Source organism: Chromobacterium indicum (genome assembly GCF_039708975.1).
Lineage (GTDB): Bacteria > Pseudomonadota > Gammaproteobacteria > Burkholderiales > Chromobacteriaceae > Chromobacterium > Chromobacterium piscinae.
In genome coordinates, this window is the sequence record NZ_JAYFSJ010000001.1 from 452,441 (window position 1) to 472,402 (window position 19,962).

Below are 19,962 nucleotides of genomic sequence, written 5' to 3' on the forward strand. Positions count from 1 at the left end.
GATGAATTACGATCGCTATTACACCTGCGATCTGGTCAACGGCGAGGGCGTGCGCGTCACGCTCTTCGTCACCGGCTGCGCGCACGCCTGCGAGGGCTGCCACAACCGCTCGACCTGGGATCGCAAAAGCGGGCGGCCGTTCACGCCGGAGGCGAGGGAAGAACTGCTGAACCGCTGCGCCGGCCACGATGGCCTCAGCCTGTCCGGCGGCGATCCGCTGCTGCCGGCCAACCGCGACGAGATTCTGGCACTGTGCCGCATGTTCAAGCAGCGCTATCCGCAGAAGAACATCTGGCTGTGGACCGGCTATGACTACGAAGAGGTGCGGGAATTGGAAATCCTGCAATTCGTCGATGTGCTGATAGACGGCCGCTACCGCCAGGACCTGCCGACAAGCAAGCCCTGGCGGGGATCGGACAACCAGCGCCTGATCAGGTTGGGCGCCGGATCAGGGGCAGCTGTTGCTGCCGTTGGCGCAGCTGACGTAATTGCTTTCGAAGCCTAGATTGCTGCGGTCTCGCCCGTACAGCGCGATCATCTTGTAGTCGCTGGCGGCCAGCGTCAGGCTGGACAGGTTGAAGCTGGCGCTGCCGGCGCTGCCCAGTTTGCCGCTCAGATCGATTTGCACCGGGCTGTTGCAGCTGCCGGCGTTGCAGAATGAGGCATCATGCGGTACGACGCTATTGCTGCCGGTCCAAGAGAAGCTCAAGGCGTCGCCTTGGGCGCTGGCATAGTTGGCCAGCGCGCTCTGGCTGGCGCTGTCCAGGGTCAGCCAGGGCAGCGTCGCCAGCTGGGACGATTGCGGCGGCACGCCATCCACGCGTGTAATGACGCTGGCGAGCAGGCTGCTGAAGGCATTGCCGGAGTACAGGTCGATCTTCACTCTCCGTCCGCGCTGGAAGAAGGCGGAGATCAAAGCGTCGCCGGATGCCAGGCTGCCATTGTTGAAGCTGTCCAGTCCCAGCCAGGTGCTGCCGCAAGTGCTGCCTTGCATGGTCAGCCTGGGCTGGCTGCTGCAGCCGGCGTTGCTGAGCGTGGCGATGGGCGTGCCGTCCCAGCCGGTGCCGGCTGCGTTGCGCTGGTAAACCTTGGCGGATTGAACGGCGTTGCTCACGCCGTTGGCGCTGGTGCCGATGTCAAACGAAATCGCGCGGTAGTAGCTGGGTTGCGGATTGCTGATGCCAACCCGCAGCGTGCGCTGCGCATTGGCGTTGACATGGATCGCATAGGGTGACGCCTGGCCCAGCAGTTTCCATGCCGCGGCGCCGTTGCGCAGCACCACCGCCATTTCCGCGCCTTCCTGCACGGCGCTGCCGTTGATGACATCGAAGCCGACAGTGCAGGTTTTGTCGCTGCCGGAGAAGTCGCAATCGCGCAGCGTGGGGTTGGCGACGCTGCCGCCGAGCAAGCTGCCTTGCGACAGGAAGCCGCAGATCATCGAAGCGAAATTGCTGGTATTGAGGGATTGCTGGTTGATGCTGAGCGTGAACTGCGGATCCAGCATGCTGGCATTGTTGTTCAGCATGGTGGCGCAGGCGCTGGCGCTGCTGCTGCCGGCGGCGCTATTCAATGCGGCGAAGATCTGGCTGATGCTGGTCAGATCCAAGCCCAGCCCGTTGAGCAAGGTGCTGTCGCTCAGGCTGCCGGATTGGCTGCCGCTATTGTCCGCGTAAAAATTGCTGCTGCCAAAGCGGCCTTCCAGTTGCACGAAGGTATGTCCGTTATTGGTCCCGGTATTGGCGGCGATGGCGTCCAGCACCTTGTCCATGCCGGTGCGGTTGGCGCTGAAGGCCGTGGTGGTGAGGTCGGCGCCGCTACTGAGGCCGGATGCGGCCAGTACTTGCGATAAGGCGTTTTGGAGTGTTTGCTGGCTGCTGTTGAGCGCGCTGGCGGACGGCGCGCCGGCGCTCATGATGCTGGCGGCGTCGCTGCCGGTGGCCAGCGTGACCAACGCTGTGGTCAGTGACGTGACATTGGCGGTGCCTGCGCTTTGAGCCACGGCGTAATGACAGGTATAGACCGCGTTGACCAGGCCGCAGGCTTGCAGGCGGAAGGGCGCGGTCAGCGCGCTGATGTCGAGGTTGCTGTAGCTGCCGTCGCTATTGACGCTGACGCTGGCGGTCTGGCCATTGGCGCCCAGCACCGTCAGCGTGGCATTCTGCATCGGCGCGCCGACGGCGACCGTACCGGATAGTCTGGAAGAGCCAGTGCTTGCGCTCCCGCCTCCACCGCCCCCGCATGAAACCAGTGCGATGCAACAGGCAAGTCCAAGAAACGCGCGATGGATTCTCATTCCCCTTCCCTCTCGGTTCATGCGGTTGTGCTCCCAGATTAGTCAATCGGCAAGCTCGCATGGATATTTCTTCATCACCGCATCAGATCGCGTGAACATTGGCCTGGGCTTGCGTGACGCCGCATCGCGCGTGGAAGTTTGTTGCTATTTTTTGCGATGCCAGGCCCTTGCATGAAATTCATTTATCATGAACGAATGAGCTGACAATAATCAGAGCTGGAGAAGAGGCATGGCTTGGAGCAAGGAGCAGAAACAAACGGTGTTCGCCTGCTATCTGGGCTGGACCCTGGACGCATTCGACTTTTTTCTGATGGTGTTTGTGCTGAAGGATGTCGCCAAGGAGTTTGGAGCCGACATCGAGGCGGTCAGCTGGGCAATCATGCTGACGCTGGCGGCGCGTCCTATCGGCGCGCTGATATTCGGCCGGCTGGCCGACCGTTTTGGCCGCAGGCCAGTCTTGATGGCCAATATCGCGCTGTATTCGATACTGGGATTCTCGTCCGCATTCGCGCCCAATCTGATGGCGTTGCTGGTGCTGCGCACGCTGTTCGGCGTGGCGATGGGCGGCGAGTGGGGAGTCGGATCGTCGCTGACCATGGAAAGCATTCCCAAGGAATCGCGCGGCTTCGTCTCCGGGCTGCTGCAGGCGGGCTATCCCAGCGGTTACCTGCTGGCGACGCTGGCGTTTGGCCAGCTGTTCGAACACATAGGCTGGCGCGGCATGTTCATGCTCAGCCTGCTGCCGGCGCTGCTGACGCTGTACATCCGCCGCAATGTGCCGGAAAGCCCCAGCTGGGAAGCCTCCCGGCATCATGACAAGCCGGGGTTGCTGCAGGCCATTTCCGCGCAGTGGCGGCTATCGCTATACGCCATCGTGCTGATGACCTGCTTCAATTTCTTCTCGCACGGCACCCAGGACATGTACCCGACCTTCCTGCGCGTGCAGCACAAGTTCGATCCCCACACCGTGCAGATGATCGCCATTTGCCTTAATGTCGGCGCCATCGTCGGCGGTTTGGCGATAGGCAGCCTGTCCGAGAAGATAGGCCGGCGCAACGCCATCACGCTGGCCGCGCTGTTCGCACTGCCGGTGCTGCCCCTGTGGGCATTCACCACCACGCCGCTGCTGCTGGCGCTCGGCGCATTCCTGATGCAGATTTCGGTCCAGGGCGCTTGGGGCGTGATCCCGGCCCACCTGAACGAGATATCGCCGGCGGCGGTGCGCGCCACCTTTCCCGGCCTGGTCTACCAGCTGGGCAATCTGTTCGCGTCGGTCAACAGCCCGCTGCAGGCCCATATGGCCAAGACCAACGGCGGCGACTACGGCCTGGCCATGGCCATTGTCGCCGGCCTTGTCGCCTTGGCGATCGCGATTTTGATCCGTTTCAGCCATGAGCGGCGAGGCGAAACGATGACATCGCACTAGCGCGGCCCAATCAAAACGGCGGCCCAAAGGCCGCCGTAAGCTATTTGGCGGGCAACGATCAGCCGCCTCTGGGCTTGCCGTCCTGGCCGAACAGAATGGCGCGCGAGGCGTCGGTGACCGAGGGCGCAGTGTTGATGTTTTCCGCCAGCGCGTAGGCGCGTTGCACGGCGGGTCGTTCGGCGATGCGGTCGAACCAGCGCTTGAGAGACGGGAAATCGTCCAGGTTCTGTTGCTGGCGCTGATGCGGCACGATCCACGGATAGCTGGCCATGTCGGCGATCGAGTATTCGCCGGCGATGAAATCGCGGCCATCGGACAGATGCGTGTCCAGCACGCGATAGAGGCGGGCGGTTTCGCGCACGTAACGGTCTATCGCGTACGGCAGCTTCTCCGGCGCGTACTGGGAAAAATGGTGGTTCTGGCCCGCCATCGGTCCCAGGCCGCCTATCTGCCAGAACAGCCACTGCAATGCCTCGTTGCGGCCGCGCAGATCTTGCGGGATGAAGCGCCCGGTCTTGTCGGCCAGATACAGCAGGATGGCGCCCGATTCGAACAGGCTGATCGGCTCGCCGCCGCCCTGCGGCGCATGGTCCACGATGGCCGGAATGCGGTTGTTGGGCGCGATGCGCAGGAAATCCGGCTTGAATTGATCCCCGGCGGAAATGTTGACCGGCTCGATACGATAGGGCAGGCCGGCTTCTTCGAGGAAGATGGTGATCTTGTGGCCGTTGGGCGTGGTCCAGTAATAGAGGTCTATCATCGTTCGCTTCCTGGCTTGGGAGTGGAAGGAATGACATGGGGGCATGTCATGGCTTTCCAAAGAGGCTTTCTGACCAAGCATCGCCCGACAGTCGTCGGCGCGGTATCATTGTCCGCCATAAAATCCGGCAAAGAGAATATGTGCGTCAATTTCATCCCTCCCAGCCGCGGCCAGCTGCGCGAATGGTTCGGCTGCGATCCGGGCGAATGGCAGTGGCAGGATGAGACCTGGCAGGACTATCCGGCGCCGATCCTGACCCGCGACGGCCTGAGAATGGCCAGCTACGGTTTTATTCCCAAGCGCCACCAGCCCGAAGGCATGCGGCTGAGCACCATGAACGCGCGCGCCGAAACCATAGGCCAGCTGCGCAGCTACCGCGACGCCTGGCGCAACTGCCAGCTGTGCCTGGTGCCGATGCGGGCCTTTTACGAGCCCTGCTACGAGAGCGGACGGGCGGTGCGCACCAAAATCAGCATGGCCGACGGCGCGCCGTTCGCGGTGGCCGGCTTGTGGCGGGAGTGGCGGGAGGCGGATGGCTCCATCAGCCTGGCTTTCACTCAGATCACCATCAACGCCGACGGCCATGGGGTGATGGGCCGCATGCACCGGCCCGGCGACGAAAAGCGCTCGCTGGTCATCATCCCGGCAGCGCTGCATCAGGAATGGCTGCATTGCCGCAATCCCGAGCAGGCCCGGGCTTTTCTGCAGCTGTTTTCCGCAGCGGCGATGCGTGCGGAAGGCGAAATCCCGAATCCGCCCCAGCAGGGATCGCTGTTCGACTGAGTCAAAGAAAAAGCCCGCTGAGCGCGGGCTTTTTGGGGTGGATGACCGCCGGCTTATTACTGCTCGACGTGGTAGCGCGTCACCAGCTCCACCTCTTCCTTCGAGCCGAGGAACACCGCCACGCGCTCGTGCAGCTTGGTCGGCTGGATGTCCATGATGCGCTGATGGCCGTTGGTGGCGACGCCGCCGGCCTGCTCGATGATGAAGGCCATCGGGTTGCCTTCGTACATCAGGCGCAGCTTGCCGGCCTTGGACGGATCGCGCGCGTCCTTCGGATACATGAAGATGCCGCCGCGGGTGATGATGCGGTGGACTTCGGCCACCATCGACGCCACCCAGCGCATATTGAAATCGCGGCCGCGCGGACCGGTCGCGCCAGCCAGCATCTCGTCCACGTAGCGGCGCACCGGCGCTTCCCAGTGGCGCATATTGGACATGTTGATCGCGAATTCGGCGGTGCGTTCCGGCACTTTCATGTCCGGATGGGTCAGCACGAAGGAGCCGTGCTCGCGATCCAGCGTGAAGCCGTGCACGCCGCTGCCGAAGGTCAGCACCAGCATGGTTTGAGGGCCGTAGACGGTATAGCCGGCGGCCACCTGATGGGTGCCTGGCTGCAGGAAATCGGCTTCGGTCGGCTGCGTCACGCCCTCCGGGCTGCGCAGGATGGAGAAAATGGTGCCGACCGAGATATTGACGTCGATATTGGACGAGCCGTCCAGCGGATCGAACATCAGCAGGTATTCGCCCTTCGGGTATTCGCCCGGAATGTGGTAGGGCAGTTCCATCTCTTCCGACGCCATGGCGGCCAGGCTGCCGCCCCATTCATTGGCGTCCAGCAGGAAGTCGTTGGCGATCACGTCCAGCTTCTTCTGCGCCTCGCCCTGTACGTTGCCGGTGCCGGCTTCGCCCAGCACGTCGGCCAGCGCGCCCTTGTTCACCGAATAGCTGATGGCCTTGCAGGCGCGGCCCACGGTTTCGATCAGCAGACGCAGTTCCGGCGGCAGCGTGCCCGCCTTGCGCTGTTGTTCGATCAGAAAACGGGAGAGGGTGATGCGGCTCATGACGTTCCTTAGGATGGGTAGGTGCGCGAATGATAATGCCGTCGGATTGGCGGCACAACGCGGCATTATAACGAATAAGCCGGCAGGCGGGGCGGCTGGCGGCTATCAAGAAAATGATAGTTATACGTAGGAGAATGCCATGCCGGTCCGCGCCCTTATCCTGTTGCTGTTCAGCCTGTCCGCCTGGTCTGCCCACGCGCCGGCGATCACCATCTTCACCGAGGAGTGGCCCCCCATCACCTTCCAGCGCAACGGCATCGCCGATGGCATGGCAGTTGAGGTGGTGCGCGAGATCCAGGCCCGCATCCACGACAACAGCCCAATCGACGTCGTGCCCTGGGCGCGCGGCTACAAGGAGCTGCTGACCAATCCCGGCGTGATGCTGTTCACCGTCGGCCGCAGCGAGGCGCGGGAAAAACAGATGACCTTGCTGGGACCGATCGCGGTATCGCAGACCGTGCTGCTGGCGCGCAAAGGCGAGGCGGCCAAGCTGCTGGCGTTGGGCGCCGGCATCTACCAACGCCCGGTGGGCGCTTATCGCGGCAGCATCTTCGCCGACGCGGCCTCCGCCGCCGGCTTTGTCGAGGTGGACCTGGCGCCGACGCCCCAACTGACCGCGCAAAAGATGCTGATGGGCCGTTACGACATGTGGGTGGAAGGCGGCTTCGTGGTCTCCTCGGTGCTGAAGGACATTCATCAGCCGGCCGATTCGGTGGAGGTGGTGCGCGTGCTGGAGTCGCTGGAACTCTACCTGGCCTTTTCCCGCGGCACGCCGGCCGAAGAGGTCAAGCGCTGGCAAGACGGCTTCGCGGCGATCAAGAAAGACGGCACTTACAAGCGCACCTACAACAAATGGCTGCCGCGGGACGCCGCGCCGATGGAGGTGAAACTGATCGGCCTGCCTCCCGGACCGGCGCGCTAACCGGCGCCGCGATCCGACGCGCGCGCCTTCAGGCTGGCTGCGCGGCGCAATGCCGGCCACTCCGCCAGCCGGATGTTTTCCGGCACGCCGCGCCGCTTGGCAACGCCCACCCGCTGCGCGCGGTAGATGCCGGAGTGTCCCGAGCACAAATAGCTGACCACGCAGGCCAGTCCGGCGTAGACGCCGACTTCCGGCCCGAATAGCTCCATCGCCATCACCGTGGAGGCCAGCGGCGTATTGGCCGCGCCGGCGAACACCGCAACGAAGCCCATGCCGGCCAGCAAGGGAAAGGGCAGATGCAGCCACGGCGCCAGCGCATTGCCCAGCGCGGCGCCGATGTAGAACAGAGGCGTGACCTCGCCGCCCTTGAATCCCGATCCCAGCGTCGCCACGGTGAAGCCCAGCTTGCCGATGAAGTCATAGGCCGGCAGCGGCTGCTGGAAAGCGGACACGATGGTGGGAATGCCCAGGCCCAGATAGGCCTGCGCGTCGATCAGCGAGGCCGCGGTCGCGACCGCGCCGCCGCCGATCAGCGGCCGCAGCGGCGCGAAGGCGATGAGGCGTTTGAAACCGCCGGCCACGCCATGAACGGACTCGGCGAACAGCTTACCAGTCAACCCGAATGCGACGCCGGCTAGCACCGCCGCGCACAATCCCCAGGCGCTGGGCGCGGGAATGAAAGGAATCCGGTAGTAGGTGTGATGCACGCCCCAGAGCAGCCCGATCTGGTCGCCCAGAATGGCCGCCGCCAGGCAGGGCAGGATGGCGTCGTAGCGCAGGCGGCCGATGGCGAGCACTTCCAGGCCGAAGATCGCGCCGGCGAGCGGCGTGCCGAAAACCGAGGCGAAGCCGGCGCTGATACCGGCCATCAGCAGAAGGCGACGGTCCTCCCGCCGCAGGGGCAGCCATTTGTGGACCTGGTCGGCCAGCGCTCCGCCCATCTGCACCGCCGTGCCTTCCCGGCCGGCCGAGCCGCCGCACAAATGCGTGGCGACGGTGCCGATCAGCACCAGCGGCGCCATCCGCAACGGAATGGTTTTTTTAGGATCGTGAATCTCGTCGATCAGCAGATTGTTGCCGGCTTCCACCTCGCGCCCCAGCCGCCAGTAGGCCAAGCCGACCATGAGGCCAGCCAGCGGCAGCAGCCAGATCAGCCAGGGGTGGCTCAGGCGGGTTTGCGTGGCCCAATCCAGCGAAAACAGAAACAGGGCGGAGGCGCTGCCAGTCAGCGCGGCGACCAGCGCGGACAGCAGCAGCCATTTGCCGATATAGGGCAGGGTGGAAAATCTTTCCGGAAGGAGGGGGTATTTCATGGGCGTCCAATGCGTTGTGATGGCAATCATCTGGACGGGCATGCTTTGATGGGCAGGCCTACAGCTTCCCGGTCCAGGAATACTGTAGGCATCATCAGCCTCTTTGCGAGGCGGTTACGGGAGGCATGCCATCTCCGCTTTCGCCAATTGTACTGACCGAAACGATGCGGAGGCAAGTCCGGGCTCAGTGCGGCAGGGGGGCGGCCTTGTCCGCTTCGCTTTCCAGCCAGCGGCAGAAGGTCGCTACGGTGGCGTCCTCGGCCGACATGCGCGGCGCCACCCAGCAATAGTCGCGCACCGTCACCACCGGCGTCGGCAGCGGAGACACCAGCCGGCCCGCGTCTATCAGCGCCTGCGCCATCGGCATGGGGCCCAACACCACGCCCAACCCGTCAATCGCGGCCAGCAGCGCCAAGGAGAACTTGTCGAAATGCATGCTGCTGGCCGGCTTCAGCTCCGGCACGCCCGCCAGCGTCAGCCAGCGCGGCCAGGCGGTGGGGCGAGTGTCCGCGTGCAGCAGCGTATGGGTGGTGAGGTTGTCCGGGCGATGCAGCGGCAGCTTGTCCAGCAGCGCGGGGCTGCACAGCGGCAGCTCCCACTCCTTCAGGAATGGCTTGGCGATGTGGCCGGGCCAATCCCCGGGGCCGCGGCGGATGGCGATGTCGAACGGCGAATCCAGACGGCTCAGATCGCGGTCCGAAGTGGCCAGATGCAGCTCAAGGTCGGGAAAGCGCTCGCGAAAGCGCTCCAGCCTGGGCAGCAGCCAATAGGCGGCGAAAGTGGGCGTGGAATTGATGGAGAGCCGCCGCTGGCGATTGGGTTGCAGCAGTTGGGCGGTGGCGTTGGCGATCAGGTCCAGGCCGTCCTGCACCTGCACCAGATAGCGCCAGCCGGCGTCGGTCAGCCTGACGCGCCCGCCGCTGCGCTCGAACAGCGGCACGCCCAGCCAATCTTCCAGCTGCTTAATCTGTTTGCTCACAGCGCCATGAGTGACGAAGAGTTCGCTGGCAGCGGCGGAAAAGCTTTCCAGCCTTGCCGCGGCCTCGAAAATGCGCAATGAGTTAAGAGGGGGGTAAGTGCTCATGCTGTGATTTTATCTCACAATCCTTGTTGCGATTACTCGTTTGTATGCAAGCGCCGAACAGCGTAATCTTCAGTCACTACAAAGTGCATATTCCGGCGCGAAGCGCGCGGAGCGATGCAGACCCAGCAAGTGGAGACTGGTGGCCCGCCGCCAGGCCTGCGACAACCTAAAGCCAAGAAGGTCCCGAGTCATGCTAGAAGCTTACCGTCAGCACGTAGCCGAGCGCGCCGCGCTGGGCATTCCGCCCCTGCCGCTGTCCGCCAAGCAGGTCGAAGAACTGGTCGAACTGCTGAAAAATCCGCCCAAGGGCGAAGAGAGCATCCTGGTCGACCTGATCACCCACCGCGTGCCGCCGGGCGTGGACGACGCAGCCAAGGTCAAGGCATCCTTCCTGGCCGCCGTCGCCGAAGGCAGCGTGAAGTCGCCTCTGGTTTCGCGCGAACTGGCCACCGAGCTCTTGGGCACCATGCTGGGCGGCTACAACATCAAGCCGCTGGTCGATCTGCTGGATGATCCGTCCGTCGCCAAAATCGCGGCCGCCGGCCTGAAGAAAACCCTGCTGATGTTCGATTCCTTCCACGACGTGAAGGAAAAGATGGACAAGGGCAACGCCGTCGCCAAGGAAGTGGTTGAATCCTGGGCCAACGCCGAGTGGTTCACCAGCCGCCCGGAAGTGGCGCAGAAAATCACCGTCTCCGTATTCAAGGTGCCGGGCGAGACCAACACCGACGATCTGTCGCCGGCCCCGGATGCCTGGAGCCGCCCGGACATTCCGCTGCACTACCTGGCCATGCTGAAGAACACCCGCGCCGACGCGGCCTTCAAGCCGGAAGAGGACGGCAAGCGCGGTCCGATGCAGTTCATCGACGACCTGAAGAAGAAGGGCCACCTGGTCGCCTACGTTGGCGACGTGGTCGGCACCGGCTCCTCCCGCAAATCCGCCACCAACTCGGTGGTGTGGGCCACCGGCCAGGACATCCCCTTCGTGCCGAACAAGCGCTTCGGCGGCGTGACGCTGGGCGGCAAGATCGCGCCGATCTTCTTCAACACCCAGGAAGACTCCGGCTCTCTGCCGATCGAAGTGGACGTGTCCAAGCTGGAAATGGGCGACGTGATCGACGTCTACCCGTACGCCGGCAAGATCGAAAAGAATGGCGCAGTCGTATCCGAATTCAAGCTGAAGTCCGAAGTGATTCTGGACGAAGTGCGCGCCGGCGGCCGCATCAACCTGATCATTGGCCGCGGTCTGACCTCCAAGGCGCGCGAAGCGCTGGGTCTGCCGGCTTCCACCGTGTTCCGCCTGCCGAAGGCTCCGGTCGATTCCGGCAAGGGCTTTAGCCTGGGCCAGAAGATGGTCGGCCGCGCCTGTGGCCTGCCGGAAGGCAAGGGCGTGCGTCCGGGCACCTACTGTGAACCGAAAATGACCACCGTCGGCTCGCAGGACACCACCGGCCCGATGACCCGCGACGAGCTGAAGGATCTGGCTTGCCTGGGCTTCTCCGCCGACCTGGTAATGCAATCGTTCTGCCACACCGCGGCCTATCCCAAGCCGGTGGACGTGAAGATGCACAAGGAACTGCCGGCCTTCATCTCCACCCGTGGCGGCGTTTCGCTGCGCCCGGGCGACGGCGTGATCCATAGCTGGCTGAACCGCCTGCTGCTGCCCGACACCGTCGGTACCGGCGGCGACAGCCACACCCGCTTCCCGATCGGCATCTCCTTCCCGGCAGGCTCCGGCCTGGTGGCCTTCGCTGCCGCCACCGGCGTGATGCCGCTGGACATGCCGGAATCGGTGCTGGTGCGCTTCAAGGGCAAGCTGCAGCCGGGCGTGACCCTGCGCGACCTGGTCAACGCCATTCCGCTGTACGCGATCAAGCAAGGCCTGCTGACCGTGGCCAAGGCTGGCAAGAAGAACATCTTCTCCGGCCGCATCCTGGAAATCGAAGGCCTGCCTGATCTGAAGGTCGAGCAAGCCTTCGAACTGACTGACGCCTCGGCCGAACGCTCCGCCGCCGGCTGCACCGTGCACCTGAACAAGGAGCCGATCGCCGAGTACATGCGTTCCAACATCACGCTGATGAAGACCATGATCGCCGACGGCTACCAGGACGCGCGCACGCTGGAGCGCCGCATCAAGTCGATGGAAGAGTGGATTGCCAACGGCCAGCTGCTGAAGGGCGATGCCGACGCCGAATACGCCGCCGTGATCGACATCGACCTGGCCGATGTGAAAGAGCCTATCGTCGCCTGCCCGAACGATCCGGACGACGTGAAGTTCATGTCCGAAGTGGCCGGCACCAAGATCGACGAAGTGTTCATCGGTTCGTGCATGACCAATATCGGCCACTTCCGCGCCGCGTCCAAGCTGCTCGAAGGCAAGGCCGACATCCCGGTGAAGCTGTGGGTGGCGCCGCCGACCAAGATGGACGCCAAGCAGCTGACCGAGGAAGGCCACTACGGCGTGCTGGGCCGCGCCGGCGCCCGCATGGAAATGCCGGGCTGCTCGCTGTGCATGGGCAACCAGGCCCAAGTGCGCGAGGGCGCTACGGTGATGTCCACCTCCACCCGCAACTTCCCGAACCGTCTGGGCAAGAACTCCAACGTGTTCCTGGGTTCGGCGGAGCTGGCCGCGATCTGCTCCAAGCTGGGCAAGATCCCGACCGTGGAGGAGTACCAGGCCAATATCGGCATCATCAACGAGAAGAGCGCCGAGGTTTACCAGTACCTGAACTTCGACCAGATCGCCGAATATCAGGAACTGGCCGCCAGCAAGGCCTGATAGCCGAATCGATTACCTTGGTGATAGCGCCGTTCGCCCGCAGGGGTGGGCGGCGTTTTTTTTACGGGAACTTGGCTGGAGATTCCATAGACCAACCCGGCCGTCGCAATGCATCAAGAAAACAAATCGAATATGGAAGCCATAAGCGCGCCGTATATAGATCTACCGCCGGTCTTGCGTCGGGAGATCAATGCCATGCTGCATCTGGCCTATCAATGCGAGGGCGAGCCCGATCTGGACGAGGCGCTGCACAGGCCGGCTCTGGAGGCCCGTGCGTTCTGGCTGATGGACAATGGACGGCTTGCCGCCTACGCCTCGGTATTTGGCAAAACCATCATCCATCAGGAGGCGGAATTCTCGCTGGGCAGCCTCGGCTGCGTCGCCACACAGCCGGAAATGCGCGACCGCGGCCTGGGCGAACGCGTCGTTGCCGCCGCTTCGGATTGGCTCAGAGCCTACGGCCGCTACGACATCGCCGCGTTCACCTGCGATGTGGGGCTATTGCCGTTTTACCGGCGGGCGGCGGGGTGGGAGGCGGCCGATCTGGTCCTGGTCGCCAACGATAAGGAAAGCGCCTTGCGCAGCGACGCGCTGGGCAAGGTTGTGGTGCTGGAATTGCTGTCAGGGCGGGCGAGGGCGGCGGAAGCGTCGTTCCGCGGCGCGGCGGTCAATCTGGATTTGCCGCCGGGGGAGTTTATTTGAAGATCAGCGCGGCGCTTTGCGGCGCGAAGCCTTGGCGGGCAGCGCCATGCCCAGCTCCAGCTCGAACAGGCTGCCGGTGCGGCCGGTTTGCGACTGGCAGGCAATCATCAGCGCGCGGTTGATCGCCTCTTTCTTGCTGACGCCCCACCATTCGATCATCTTGTCCAAAGACTTCTGCGCGTCCCGGCTCAGCTCTACCGTCACCGACAACTCCTGCAGCCGGTTGCGGCGCAACTCGCGGCTGCGGCGCTTGCGCTCGGCCACCGTCATCGCCCGTTCGCCCAGCGGTTTGCGGCCCGGTTTTTTGGCCACCCCGCCTATCAGGTCGAAGGTGTAGTGATCGCAAGGGTCTTTCATTGATGAGTGACAGGTCACGGCAAAATAAACGAGGGGGCGCAAGAATACCATAAACACGGCATTTGCGCTGAAAGCCGAAGCGGCTGCCCAATAAAAAAAGCCCCGCGCGCGGGGCTTTTTGCAAACCGGATCCGGTGAGGCTTAGTTCACCGGACAGCTGTTGGCTGCGCGGTAGTCCACCACCTTGATTTTGCCGGCGATGATGTCCTTGCGCGCGGCGACGATCTTCTTTTCCATTTCCGGCGTGATCAGCGCGCGGTTGTACTGGTCCAGCGCCCAGTCCACGCCGTTCTCCTTGAGGCCCATCAGCTTGGTGCTGGGCTTCCACTTGCCGTCCTTGGCGTCGCGCATGGTTTCATACACGGCGTTGTCCACGCGCTTGACCATGGAGGTCAGCACGGTGCCCGGCTGCATGTAGTTCTGGTTGCTGTCCACGCCGATGTAGTACTTGCCGGAGGCCTTGGCGGCCTGGATCACGCCCACGTTCGACAGGGCGGCCGCGGCGAAGATCACGTCGGCGCCGCGATCGTACTGGCTCTTGGCCAGCTCGTTGCCGCGCGACGGGTCGTTGAAGGCGGTGTGGGTGGTGCCCAGCATGTTCTGCAGCACCACGGCCTTCGGGTTCACGTAGCGCGCGCCTTGCGCGTAGCCGCAGCCGAAGGCGCGGATCAGCGGCACGTCCATGCCGCCCAGGTAGCCCACCTTGCCGGTCTTGGACTTCAGCGCGGCGGCCATGCCCACCAGGAAGGAGCCTTCCTGTTCCTTGAAGGCGATGCTTTGCACATTGGCGCCCTTGGCCACAGAATCCACCAGCGTGAACTTGGTGTTCGGGAATTCCTTGGCCACGGTCTCGATCGATTGGGTGTAGGCGAAGCCCACGGCCACTACCAGGTCGGCGCCTTTGCGCGCCATATTGCGCAGCACTTGCTCCTTCTGCGCGTCGTTGCTGGGCTGACCTTCGCGGTAATTGATCTTGAACTCTTTCTTGAAGCGTTCGGCGCCGGTATAGGCCGCTTCATTGAAGCTCTTGTCGAACTTGCCGGCCTGGTCGTACACCACGGCCACGTTGAAGTCCTTGGCCAGCGCGGAGCCGGCGAGCAGGGCGGCGGCTACGGCGCATCCTGCGGTCTTGATCGCAAACGTCATTTTCATCAGCTTTTCTAGTAGTAGTTTTCGAGATGGCTTGCCCGCGGGCATGCCGCGGGCGCTTCAACGAGGGGGCATGCCGTGCCGGCGAGAGGGAGGCCTCGCGCGGCAGGATGCGACGAGGCGGGCGCCGCGCGGTCTTTACGACCACGCATGCAACCCGCCCATTGAAGCGGCGAAATTCTACCCAGCGCCACCCCTCGTGTAAACCAATATAGACGAAACGCGCGCAAAAACCGCCGGCTCAGCCCTTCGGCATCCGCGACAGCCTCTTTACGATGCGGGTCGCATCGCCGGCATCACTCCTCGCTGATGCTTTCATGCGCGCCGGCGTCGCCGCGCTTCCAGTAGCCGGCCACCCGCATCCTTTCCTTAGGCAAGCCGCGCTGCTTCAGTTGCTGGTGGATGGGGCGCATCTCGCCGCTTTCGCCCGCCGCCCAGACGAAGCCGGCGCCAGAGGGCAGGTCGCGCCCGTCCAGCGCCTGCTCCAGGCTCTCGCTCCGGCTCCGGTAGCGCCAGACGACTTCCACGCCGGCCGGCGCGGCCAGTTCGAAACGGCAATCCGGGCTGTCGGCCAGGATCAGCGCCAAGCCCCGCGCATCGTCAGGCAACTCCTCCAGCCTGCGGGCGATGGCCGGCAGCGCGGATTCGTCGCCAAGCAGCCAATGCCAATCGAAACCGGAGGGAATGACGCGCGAGCCGCGCGGGCCGCCGATGCCTAGCTTGTCGCCGGGCTTGGCGCTCAAAGCCCAGTCGGCGGCGATGCCGCCCGCGTGGACGACAAAATCGATATCCAGCTCTCCGGCTGCCGCGTCGTAGCGTCGCGGGGTGTAATCGCGCATCGGCGGCTTGGGCTTGTCGGCCGGGAAGCGGATGCCGCCGTCTTCGGCGATGGACGGCAAGGTTGGTTGTTTCGCGCCGGGCTCGGGGAAGAACAGTTTCACGTGGTCGTCGAAAGACGCGGAAATGAAGCCGTCCAGCTCGTCGCCAACCAGGGTGATGCGCAGCATGGATGGCGACAGCCGCGATACGCGCGCCACCTGCAGCAGGCGGAAACGTAAGGGATGGCGCAGGCGTTGGATCTCAAGTTCGGTATTCATGGGATTTCCTCAGGATTTTTCCGCGCCGGCGATTTCGGCGACGGCGCGTTGCAGGATGGCCGCGATGCGGCGCTGTTCGTCAGGCTCTGCCTGGTCCCGGAGCAGCAGCGCGTGTTTCAGCGCGCGCCTCGCCTCAATCAGCTCTCTCGTCCAGCCGGCCGCGCCGTCCTCGCCGATTTCCTCGCCGGCGTAGGCGCGCCGCGCCAGCTCCATCTTGCGGCCGATATGGGTCAGCTTGGCCAGCGTCAGCTCCACGTGTTCGCGATGGAGGGCCAATCGTTCCCGGCCGGCCTCCGCGATGGCGTAGCACTTCCGCTTGCCGTGGCTGGCGGCGGTGACCTGGCCCGCTTCCTCCATGCGGGTGAGGGCGGGGTAGGCCACGCCCGGACTGGGGCTGTAATAGCCGTTGGAGCGGGAGGCCAGCTCCTTGATCAGTTCGTAGCCATGACAGGAGCGCTCATTGATCAGCGCCAGCAACAGCAGCTGGAGATCGTCGGAACCGAACTTGCGTCCGCGGGCCAGCGCGCCGTCATCGCCGCCGCGACGGTGCGATCCGCGCATCGCCCGCAGCATGCGGCGAATCGGGTGTCGATATGGATTGCATGGCATGGCTGGCCCTCTTTATTGGGTGATATGTCTTACGATATATATCGTAAGATACAAAGTCAAGTGAAGGAGTTGATTTGCCGTGCAACTTAAATCCGAATGCCGCTTCCATGACAAAAATCAATAAAATACATTTGAATATTGAAATTGAATAATGGCATCGGTTATCGTTGGCAGTTGTTTACAAATTCCGTGAGCGAAACATGGCCAGAACCCTTTCCTTGAAACGGCGGCTGCTGTTGCAGACCGTCAGCGCGATCGTCCTGGTCTGCGTGCTGGGCGCCTTGCTGATGAATGCCCTGCGCCAACAGATGATGGACGACAGGCACGATCAGGTACGCAGCCAGGTGGAAAACGCCGCCAGCCTGGTGGCGATGCATGAAGAACAGGCCGCCGCCGGACTGGTGCCGGAGGCGGAAGCGCAGAAAATGGCGCTGCAGGAGCTGGCGAGGCTGCGCTTCGACGGCGACGAGTACTTCTTCACGCTGGACCGCAATCTGAAGTGGCTGTCCCACGGCATGAACCCCAAGCTGGTCGGCAAGGACATGCATAGCGTCAAGGATGGCGCCGGCGCCAATATCGGCGCGCTGTTCGAACAAACCATGCGCAGCGGCGGCGGCAAGGGCTTCGTCAACTACGTATGGGACAAGCCGGGCGCCAGCTCGCCCCAGCCCAAGCTCGCCTATTTCCAGAGCTCGCCGCGCTGGGGCTGGGTGGTGGGCACCGGCCTCTACCTGGACGACATCAACGCCACGCTGGCCCGGCAACTGCTGAGCGTGGGCGCGCAAGTGCTGCTGTTCATGGCGGTCAGCCTGTCGCTTGGCTGGTGGGTGTATTGCAGCGTGATGCGGGAGTTGGGCACGGAGCCATCCGAAGCCGCCGACATCGTGCGGGAGATCGCCGCCGGCAAGCTTGACCGGGAAATACTGGTGGGCGCCGGCCATCAGGACAGCCTGCTGGCCCATATCCGGGAAATGCAGGGGCAACTTCGCCAACTGGTGGGCGACATCATGCGCGACGCCGAAGAACTGGGCCGTCTGAACGCCGATGTGGTGGACGGCGCGCGCATGGTGGCCGGCAACTCCCAGGGGCAGAGCGAGGGCGCGGCGGCGATGGCGGCCTCGGTGGAGCAGTTGACCGTCAGCATCAACCACATCGCCCAGCACGCGTCCGACGCCCGCGCGGTATCTCAGGACTCCGGCCACCTGTCCGAAGCCGGCAGCCAGGTGATCGCGCGCGCGGTGGAGGAAATGCAGGGCATCAGCGCCACCGTGGACCTGACCGAGGCCGCCATTTCCGAGCTGGCCAGCAAGACGTCCACCATCTCCAACATCATGCAGGTGATCAAGGACATCGCCGATCAGACCAATCTGCTGGCGTTGAACGCCGCCATCGAGGCGGCACGGGCCGGCGAGACCGGCCGCGGCTTCGCGGTGGTGGCTGACGAGGTGCGCAAATTGTCGGAGCGCACGGCCAAGGCCACCGAGCAGACGGCGGACATGATCGCGGAGATCCAGGCCAGCTCGGATCTGTCGCGCCGGAATATGAGCGACACGGTGGCCAAGGTGAAAACCGGCCTGGAACTGGCGGAGCAGGGCGGCGAACTGATCCAGCAGATCCGCGGCAGCGCCAGCCAGGTGGTGCAGGTGGTCAACGACATCTCGCACGCGCTGCAAGAGCAGGGCACGGCAAGCCAAGACATCGCCCGCCATGTCGAGCAGATCGCCCAGGTGGCGTCCGGCAACGCGGTCGCCGCCACCCAGGCGTCGGAAAGCATACAGCGGATAGACGAAGTGACCGGCAACCTCAGGCTGTCGGTCGCGCAATTCCAGGTGTGACGCTCAGGGCCTGGCCAGCGAGTAGCGCGCGGGATCGGCCGCCCGCGCGCGCAGGCGGTAGAAACGGTCCAGCTCGGCGCGGTAGCGTTGAGCGGATTCGGGAGACAGCCAGCGGTCCTGCGCCTGCCGGTAGGCAGGGTCGGCAACGACCTCGCTCAGCAATTGGTCTATCTTCATCACTGCCATCCTGCCCCAGCGGGTGCGCGGGCAGGCGATGCCCACCGGAATCAAGGCCGCGCCGGCGATGGGCAGGCTGGTCAGCGGGTGCTCGCGGCTCAGCTCGTCCCGGTATTTGAAGTTGGGTTCGTAATCCAGCGTGTAGTCGGCGCGCCCCAATTCCAGCAGTTTGAACAAGCCGTCGTTGGACGGGAGGTTGGGAATCTCCCTGACGTTCGATCCGCCCTTGCTCTCCGCCAGCAGACGGTCGATTTCAGCGGTGTAGCTTCTGCCGGCGGCAGTGATGCCGCGCAGCCCGGGCTTGCGGATCAGCTTGTCCAGCATAGCCTCTCCCGACTCGTTCAGCGGCGCTTGCGCCGCAGCCTCCTTGCGGATCACCAGCCGCAGCGGCAACTGCATGTGGGTCAGCGTGAAAAAGGCGAATTTCTCCCGCTCCGGCGTCGGAATCAGGTTCATCCTGCATAACTGGCTGCCGCGCTGAAGCTCCAGCGTGCTGCGCGCGGTGCTCATCACCATGAATCGATGCTCGGCCTCCGGCCAGCGCGCGATGATCAGCTTGAGATAGGTGTCGTTCTGACCAGTGGTGGGTTTGCCGTCGCGAATGATGAAGTTGGGCGCCCAGTCGGACAATACCCAGGTGATCTGGTAGGGCTCGTCCGCGCAGGCCGCGGCGGAGGCAAGCGCCAGCAGGGCGAAACGCGCCAGATTGCGCCACGAGATGGCGGGCGGGAACACGAGCATCGACACTCCACGCGGCGCCCAGGCCGCTGAATTCATTCTAGACCGTCGATTTTCAGCAACCAATTCCTCGACGGACGGTCTGTTCCTGCCTTACTGACGGATTTCGCGCGGTCTGCCTTGCCGCAACGGCGCAGACTGGGCTTTTCAGATGGCCGTTTTTGCTTCCGCCGCGCGACTGCAGTAGCATGTGCGCCCCGCGCAAGCGCGCGGCAGGGCAACAAAGCAACAGGCCGCAAAGGCAACAACAATAATGACTGACAATTTCCGCGGCGGGGTGGCGCCATGATGGTGGCCACCCACGTCGCATTCGGCGCGTTCTGCGCGGTTTCCGCCGCGCTGATCCTGCACTTGCCCGCCATGATGGCGGTGCTGCTGCTGGCCGGCGGGCTGGCCGGCTCGCTGCTGCCGGACATCGACCACCCCCAGAGCTGGCTCGGCCGGCGCATTCCCTTTCTTTCCCGCCCCATCGCCTATTTGTTCGGCCACCGCGGTATCACTCATAGCCTGCTGGCGGTGGTCGGCGTGTTCTACGCCAGCGCCGCCTGCCTGCATGGCTGGGACGTGCGGCTGGGCCATGCGATGCCCATGGTGCTGGGCCTGTGCGTCGGTTACGCCTCCCACTTGGTGGGCGATTGGCTGACGCCCGCCGGCATTCCGTTGCTGTGGCCGATCCGGGTGCGCTTCCGGGCGCCGCTGATGCTGCTGCGACCCAAAATGGCCGAGCCCATCATGACGGTGCTGCTATGGTTCGGCGCCGGTTTTTTGATGTCCCGCGCGCTCTAGCTGTTGCATCCGTGCCCCGGAACTCGTTCCGGCTCCTGGATCGCGCGCGGAATGCCATGCGCGGCGGCTCCGCGCGGGTATGCTATCGGGT

General features: G+C 64.0%; 18 protein-coding genes and 1 riboswitch. Of the genes, 8 read left to right on the forward strand and 10 right to left on the reverse strand.

What is annotated here, in order from left to right; genetic code table 11:
- The first annotated feature begins 1 nt into the window (after position 1).
- On the forward strand, positions 2 to 505 hold the full coding sequence (nrdG, locus tag VA599_RS02250; RefSeq protein ID WP_221668326.1) for an anaerobic ribonucleoside-triphosphate reductase activating protein: 504 nt from the start codon (positions 2 to 4) through the stop codon (positions 503 to 505).
- Here nrdG and VA599_RS02255 read toward each other — a convergent pair.
- Positions 449 to 2,164 (reverse strand): hypothetical protein, encoded by a 1,716-nt coding sequence (locus tag VA599_RS02255; protein WP_346787522.1) that lies wholly within the window; start codon positions 2,162 to 2,164, stop codon positions 449 to 451. The genes nrdG and VA599_RS02255 overlap by 57 nt on opposite strands.
- A 358-nt stretch (positions 2,165 to 2,522) precedes the next feature.
- Here VA599_RS02255 and VA599_RS02260 point away from each other — a divergent pair, with 358 nt between their 5' ends.
- On the forward strand, positions 2,523 to 3,719 hold the full coding sequence (locus tag VA599_RS02260; protein WP_346787523.1) for an MFS transporter: 1,197 nt from the start codon (positions 2,523 to 2,525) through the stop codon (positions 3,717 to 3,719).
- Positions 3,720 to 3,777: 58 nt separating this feature from the next.
- Here VA599_RS02260 and VA599_RS02265 read toward each other — a convergent pair whose 3' ends face one another.
- Positions 3,778 to 4,479, reverse strand: coding sequence for a glutathione binding-like protein (locus VA599_RS02265; RefSeq protein ID WP_346787524.1), 702 nt, complete (start codon positions 4,477 to 4,479; stop codon positions 3,778 to 3,780).
- A gap of 48 nt (positions 4,480 to 4,527) precedes the next feature.
- Here VA599_RS02265 and VA599_RS02270 point away from each other — a divergent pair, with 48 nt between their 5' ends.
- On the forward strand, positions 4,528 to 5,262 hold the full coding sequence (locus VA599_RS02270; RefSeq protein ID WP_346787525.1) for an SOS response-associated peptidase: 735 nt from the start codon (positions 4,528 to 4,530) through the stop codon (positions 5,260 to 5,262).
- A gap of 56 nt (positions 5,263 to 5,318) precedes the next feature.
- On the opposite strand, the gene VA599_RS02275 is transcribed toward VA599_RS02270, so the two are convergent.
- Positions 5,319 to 6,323 (reverse strand): class 1 fructose-bisphosphatase, encoded by a 1,005-nt coding sequence (locus VA599_RS02275; RefSeq protein WP_346787526.1) that lies wholly within the window; start codon positions 6,321 to 6,323, stop codon positions 5,319 to 5,321.
- A 139-nt stretch (positions 6,324 to 6,462) separates the two neighbouring features.
- Between VA599_RS02275 and VA599_RS02280 the strand changes: the two genes are divergently transcribed.
- Positions 6,463 to 7,245, forward strand: coding sequence for a substrate-binding periplasmic protein (locus VA599_RS02280; protein ID WP_346787527.1), 783 nt, complete (start codon positions 6,463 to 6,465; stop codon positions 7,243 to 7,245).
- Here VA599_RS02280 and VA599_RS02285 read toward each other — a convergent pair.
- Together VA599_RS02285 and gcvA are read right to left on the reverse strand one after the other, a co-directional pair.
- The gene (locus tag VA599_RS02285) at positions 7,242 to 8,558 is read right to left on the reverse strand and encodes a voltage-gated chloride channel family protein (RefSeq protein WP_346787528.1); all 1,317 of its coding nucleotides are present in this window, start codon (positions 8,556 to 8,558) and stop codon (positions 7,242 to 7,244) included. The genes VA599_RS02280 and VA599_RS02285 overlap by 4 nt on opposite strands.
- Before the next feature lie 78 nt (positions 8,559 to 8,636).
- Positions 8,637 to 8,703: riboswitch (Fluoride riboswitch) on the reverse strand.
- Positions 8,704 to 8,742: 39 nt separating this feature from the next.
- Complete coding sequence (gcvA, locus tag VA599_RS02290) at positions 8,743 to 9,642, reverse strand: transcriptional regulator GcvA (protein WP_346787529.1); 900 nt, start codon at positions 9,640 to 9,642, stop codon at positions 8,743 to 8,745.
- 190 nt (positions 9,643 to 9,832) lie between these two features.
- Here gcvA and acnB point away from each other — a divergent pair, with 190 nt between their 5' ends.
- Positions 9,833 to 12,421, forward strand: coding sequence for a bifunctional aconitate hydratase 2/2-methylisocitrate dehydratase (gene acnB, locus VA599_RS02295; protein WP_346787530.1), 2,589 nt, complete (start codon positions 9,833 to 9,835; stop codon positions 12,419 to 12,421).
- A 195-nt stretch (positions 12,422 to 12,616) separates the two neighbouring features.
- Positions 12,617 to 13,123, forward strand: a complete 507-nt coding sequence (locus tag VA599_RS02300; protein ID WP_346787531.1) for a GNAT family N-acetyltransferase — start codon at positions 12,617 to 12,619, stop codon at positions 13,121 to 13,123.
- Positions 13,124 to 13,126: 3 nt separating this feature from the next.
- Here the strand turns inward: VA599_RS02300 and VA599_RS02305 are convergent, their stop codons facing one another.
- The 4 genes from VA599_RS02305 to VA599_RS02320 form a co-directional block, all read right to left on the reverse strand.
- Positions 13,127 to 13,480 (reverse strand): hypothetical protein, encoded by a 354-nt coding sequence (locus VA599_RS02305; RefSeq protein ID WP_104947207.1) that lies wholly within the window; start codon positions 13,478 to 13,480, stop codon positions 13,127 to 13,129.
- 141 nt (positions 13,481 to 13,621) lie between these two features.
- Positions 13,622 to 14,632, reverse strand: coding sequence for a BMP family lipoprotein (locus VA599_RS02310; protein ID WP_021476173.1), 1,011 nt, complete (start codon positions 14,630 to 14,632; stop codon positions 13,622 to 13,624).
- A gap of 293 nt (positions 14,633 to 14,925) precedes the next feature.
- Positions 14,926 to 15,726: a siderophore-interacting protein gene (locus VA599_RS02315; RefSeq protein ID WP_346787532.1), complete on the reverse strand. Its 801-nt coding sequence runs from the start codon at positions 15,724 to 15,726 to the stop codon at positions 14,926 to 14,928.
- Between the two features lie 9 nt (positions 15,727 to 15,735).
- Positions 15,736 to 16,335 carry a PadR family transcriptional regulator gene (locus tag VA599_RS02320; RefSeq protein WP_166439106.1) on the reverse strand — a complete coding sequence of 200 codons (600 nt, stop codon included), beginning with the start codon at positions 16,333 to 16,335 and terminating at the stop codon, positions 15,736 to 15,738.
- Between the two features lie 200 nt (positions 16,336 to 16,535).
- On the opposite strand from VA599_RS02320, the gene VA599_RS02325 reads away from it, so the two are divergent.
- The gene (locus VA599_RS02325; RefSeq protein WP_346787533.1) at positions 16,536 to 18,170 is read left to right on the forward strand and encodes a methyl-accepting chemotaxis protein; all 1,635 of its coding nucleotides are present in this window, start codon (positions 16,536 to 16,538) and stop codon (positions 18,168 to 18,170) included.
- A 3-nt stretch (positions 18,171 to 18,173) separates the two neighbouring features.
- On the opposite strand, the gene VA599_RS02330 is transcribed toward VA599_RS02325, so the two are convergent.
- Positions 18,174 to 19,088, reverse strand: a complete 915-nt coding sequence (locus VA599_RS02330) for a TIGR02285 family protein (RefSeq protein WP_346787534.1) — start codon at positions 19,086 to 19,088, stop codon at positions 18,174 to 18,176.
- A 282-nt stretch (positions 19,089 to 19,370) separates the two neighbouring features.
- Here VA599_RS02330 and VA599_RS02335 point away from each other — a divergent pair, with 282 nt between their 5' ends.
- Positions 19,371 to 19,871 (forward strand): metal-dependent hydrolase, encoded by a 501-nt coding sequence (locus tag VA599_RS02335; RefSeq protein ID WP_046158107.1) that lies wholly within the window; start codon positions 19,371 to 19,373, stop codon positions 19,869 to 19,871.
- The last annotated feature ends 91 nt before the right edge of the window (positions 19,872 to 19,962 follow it).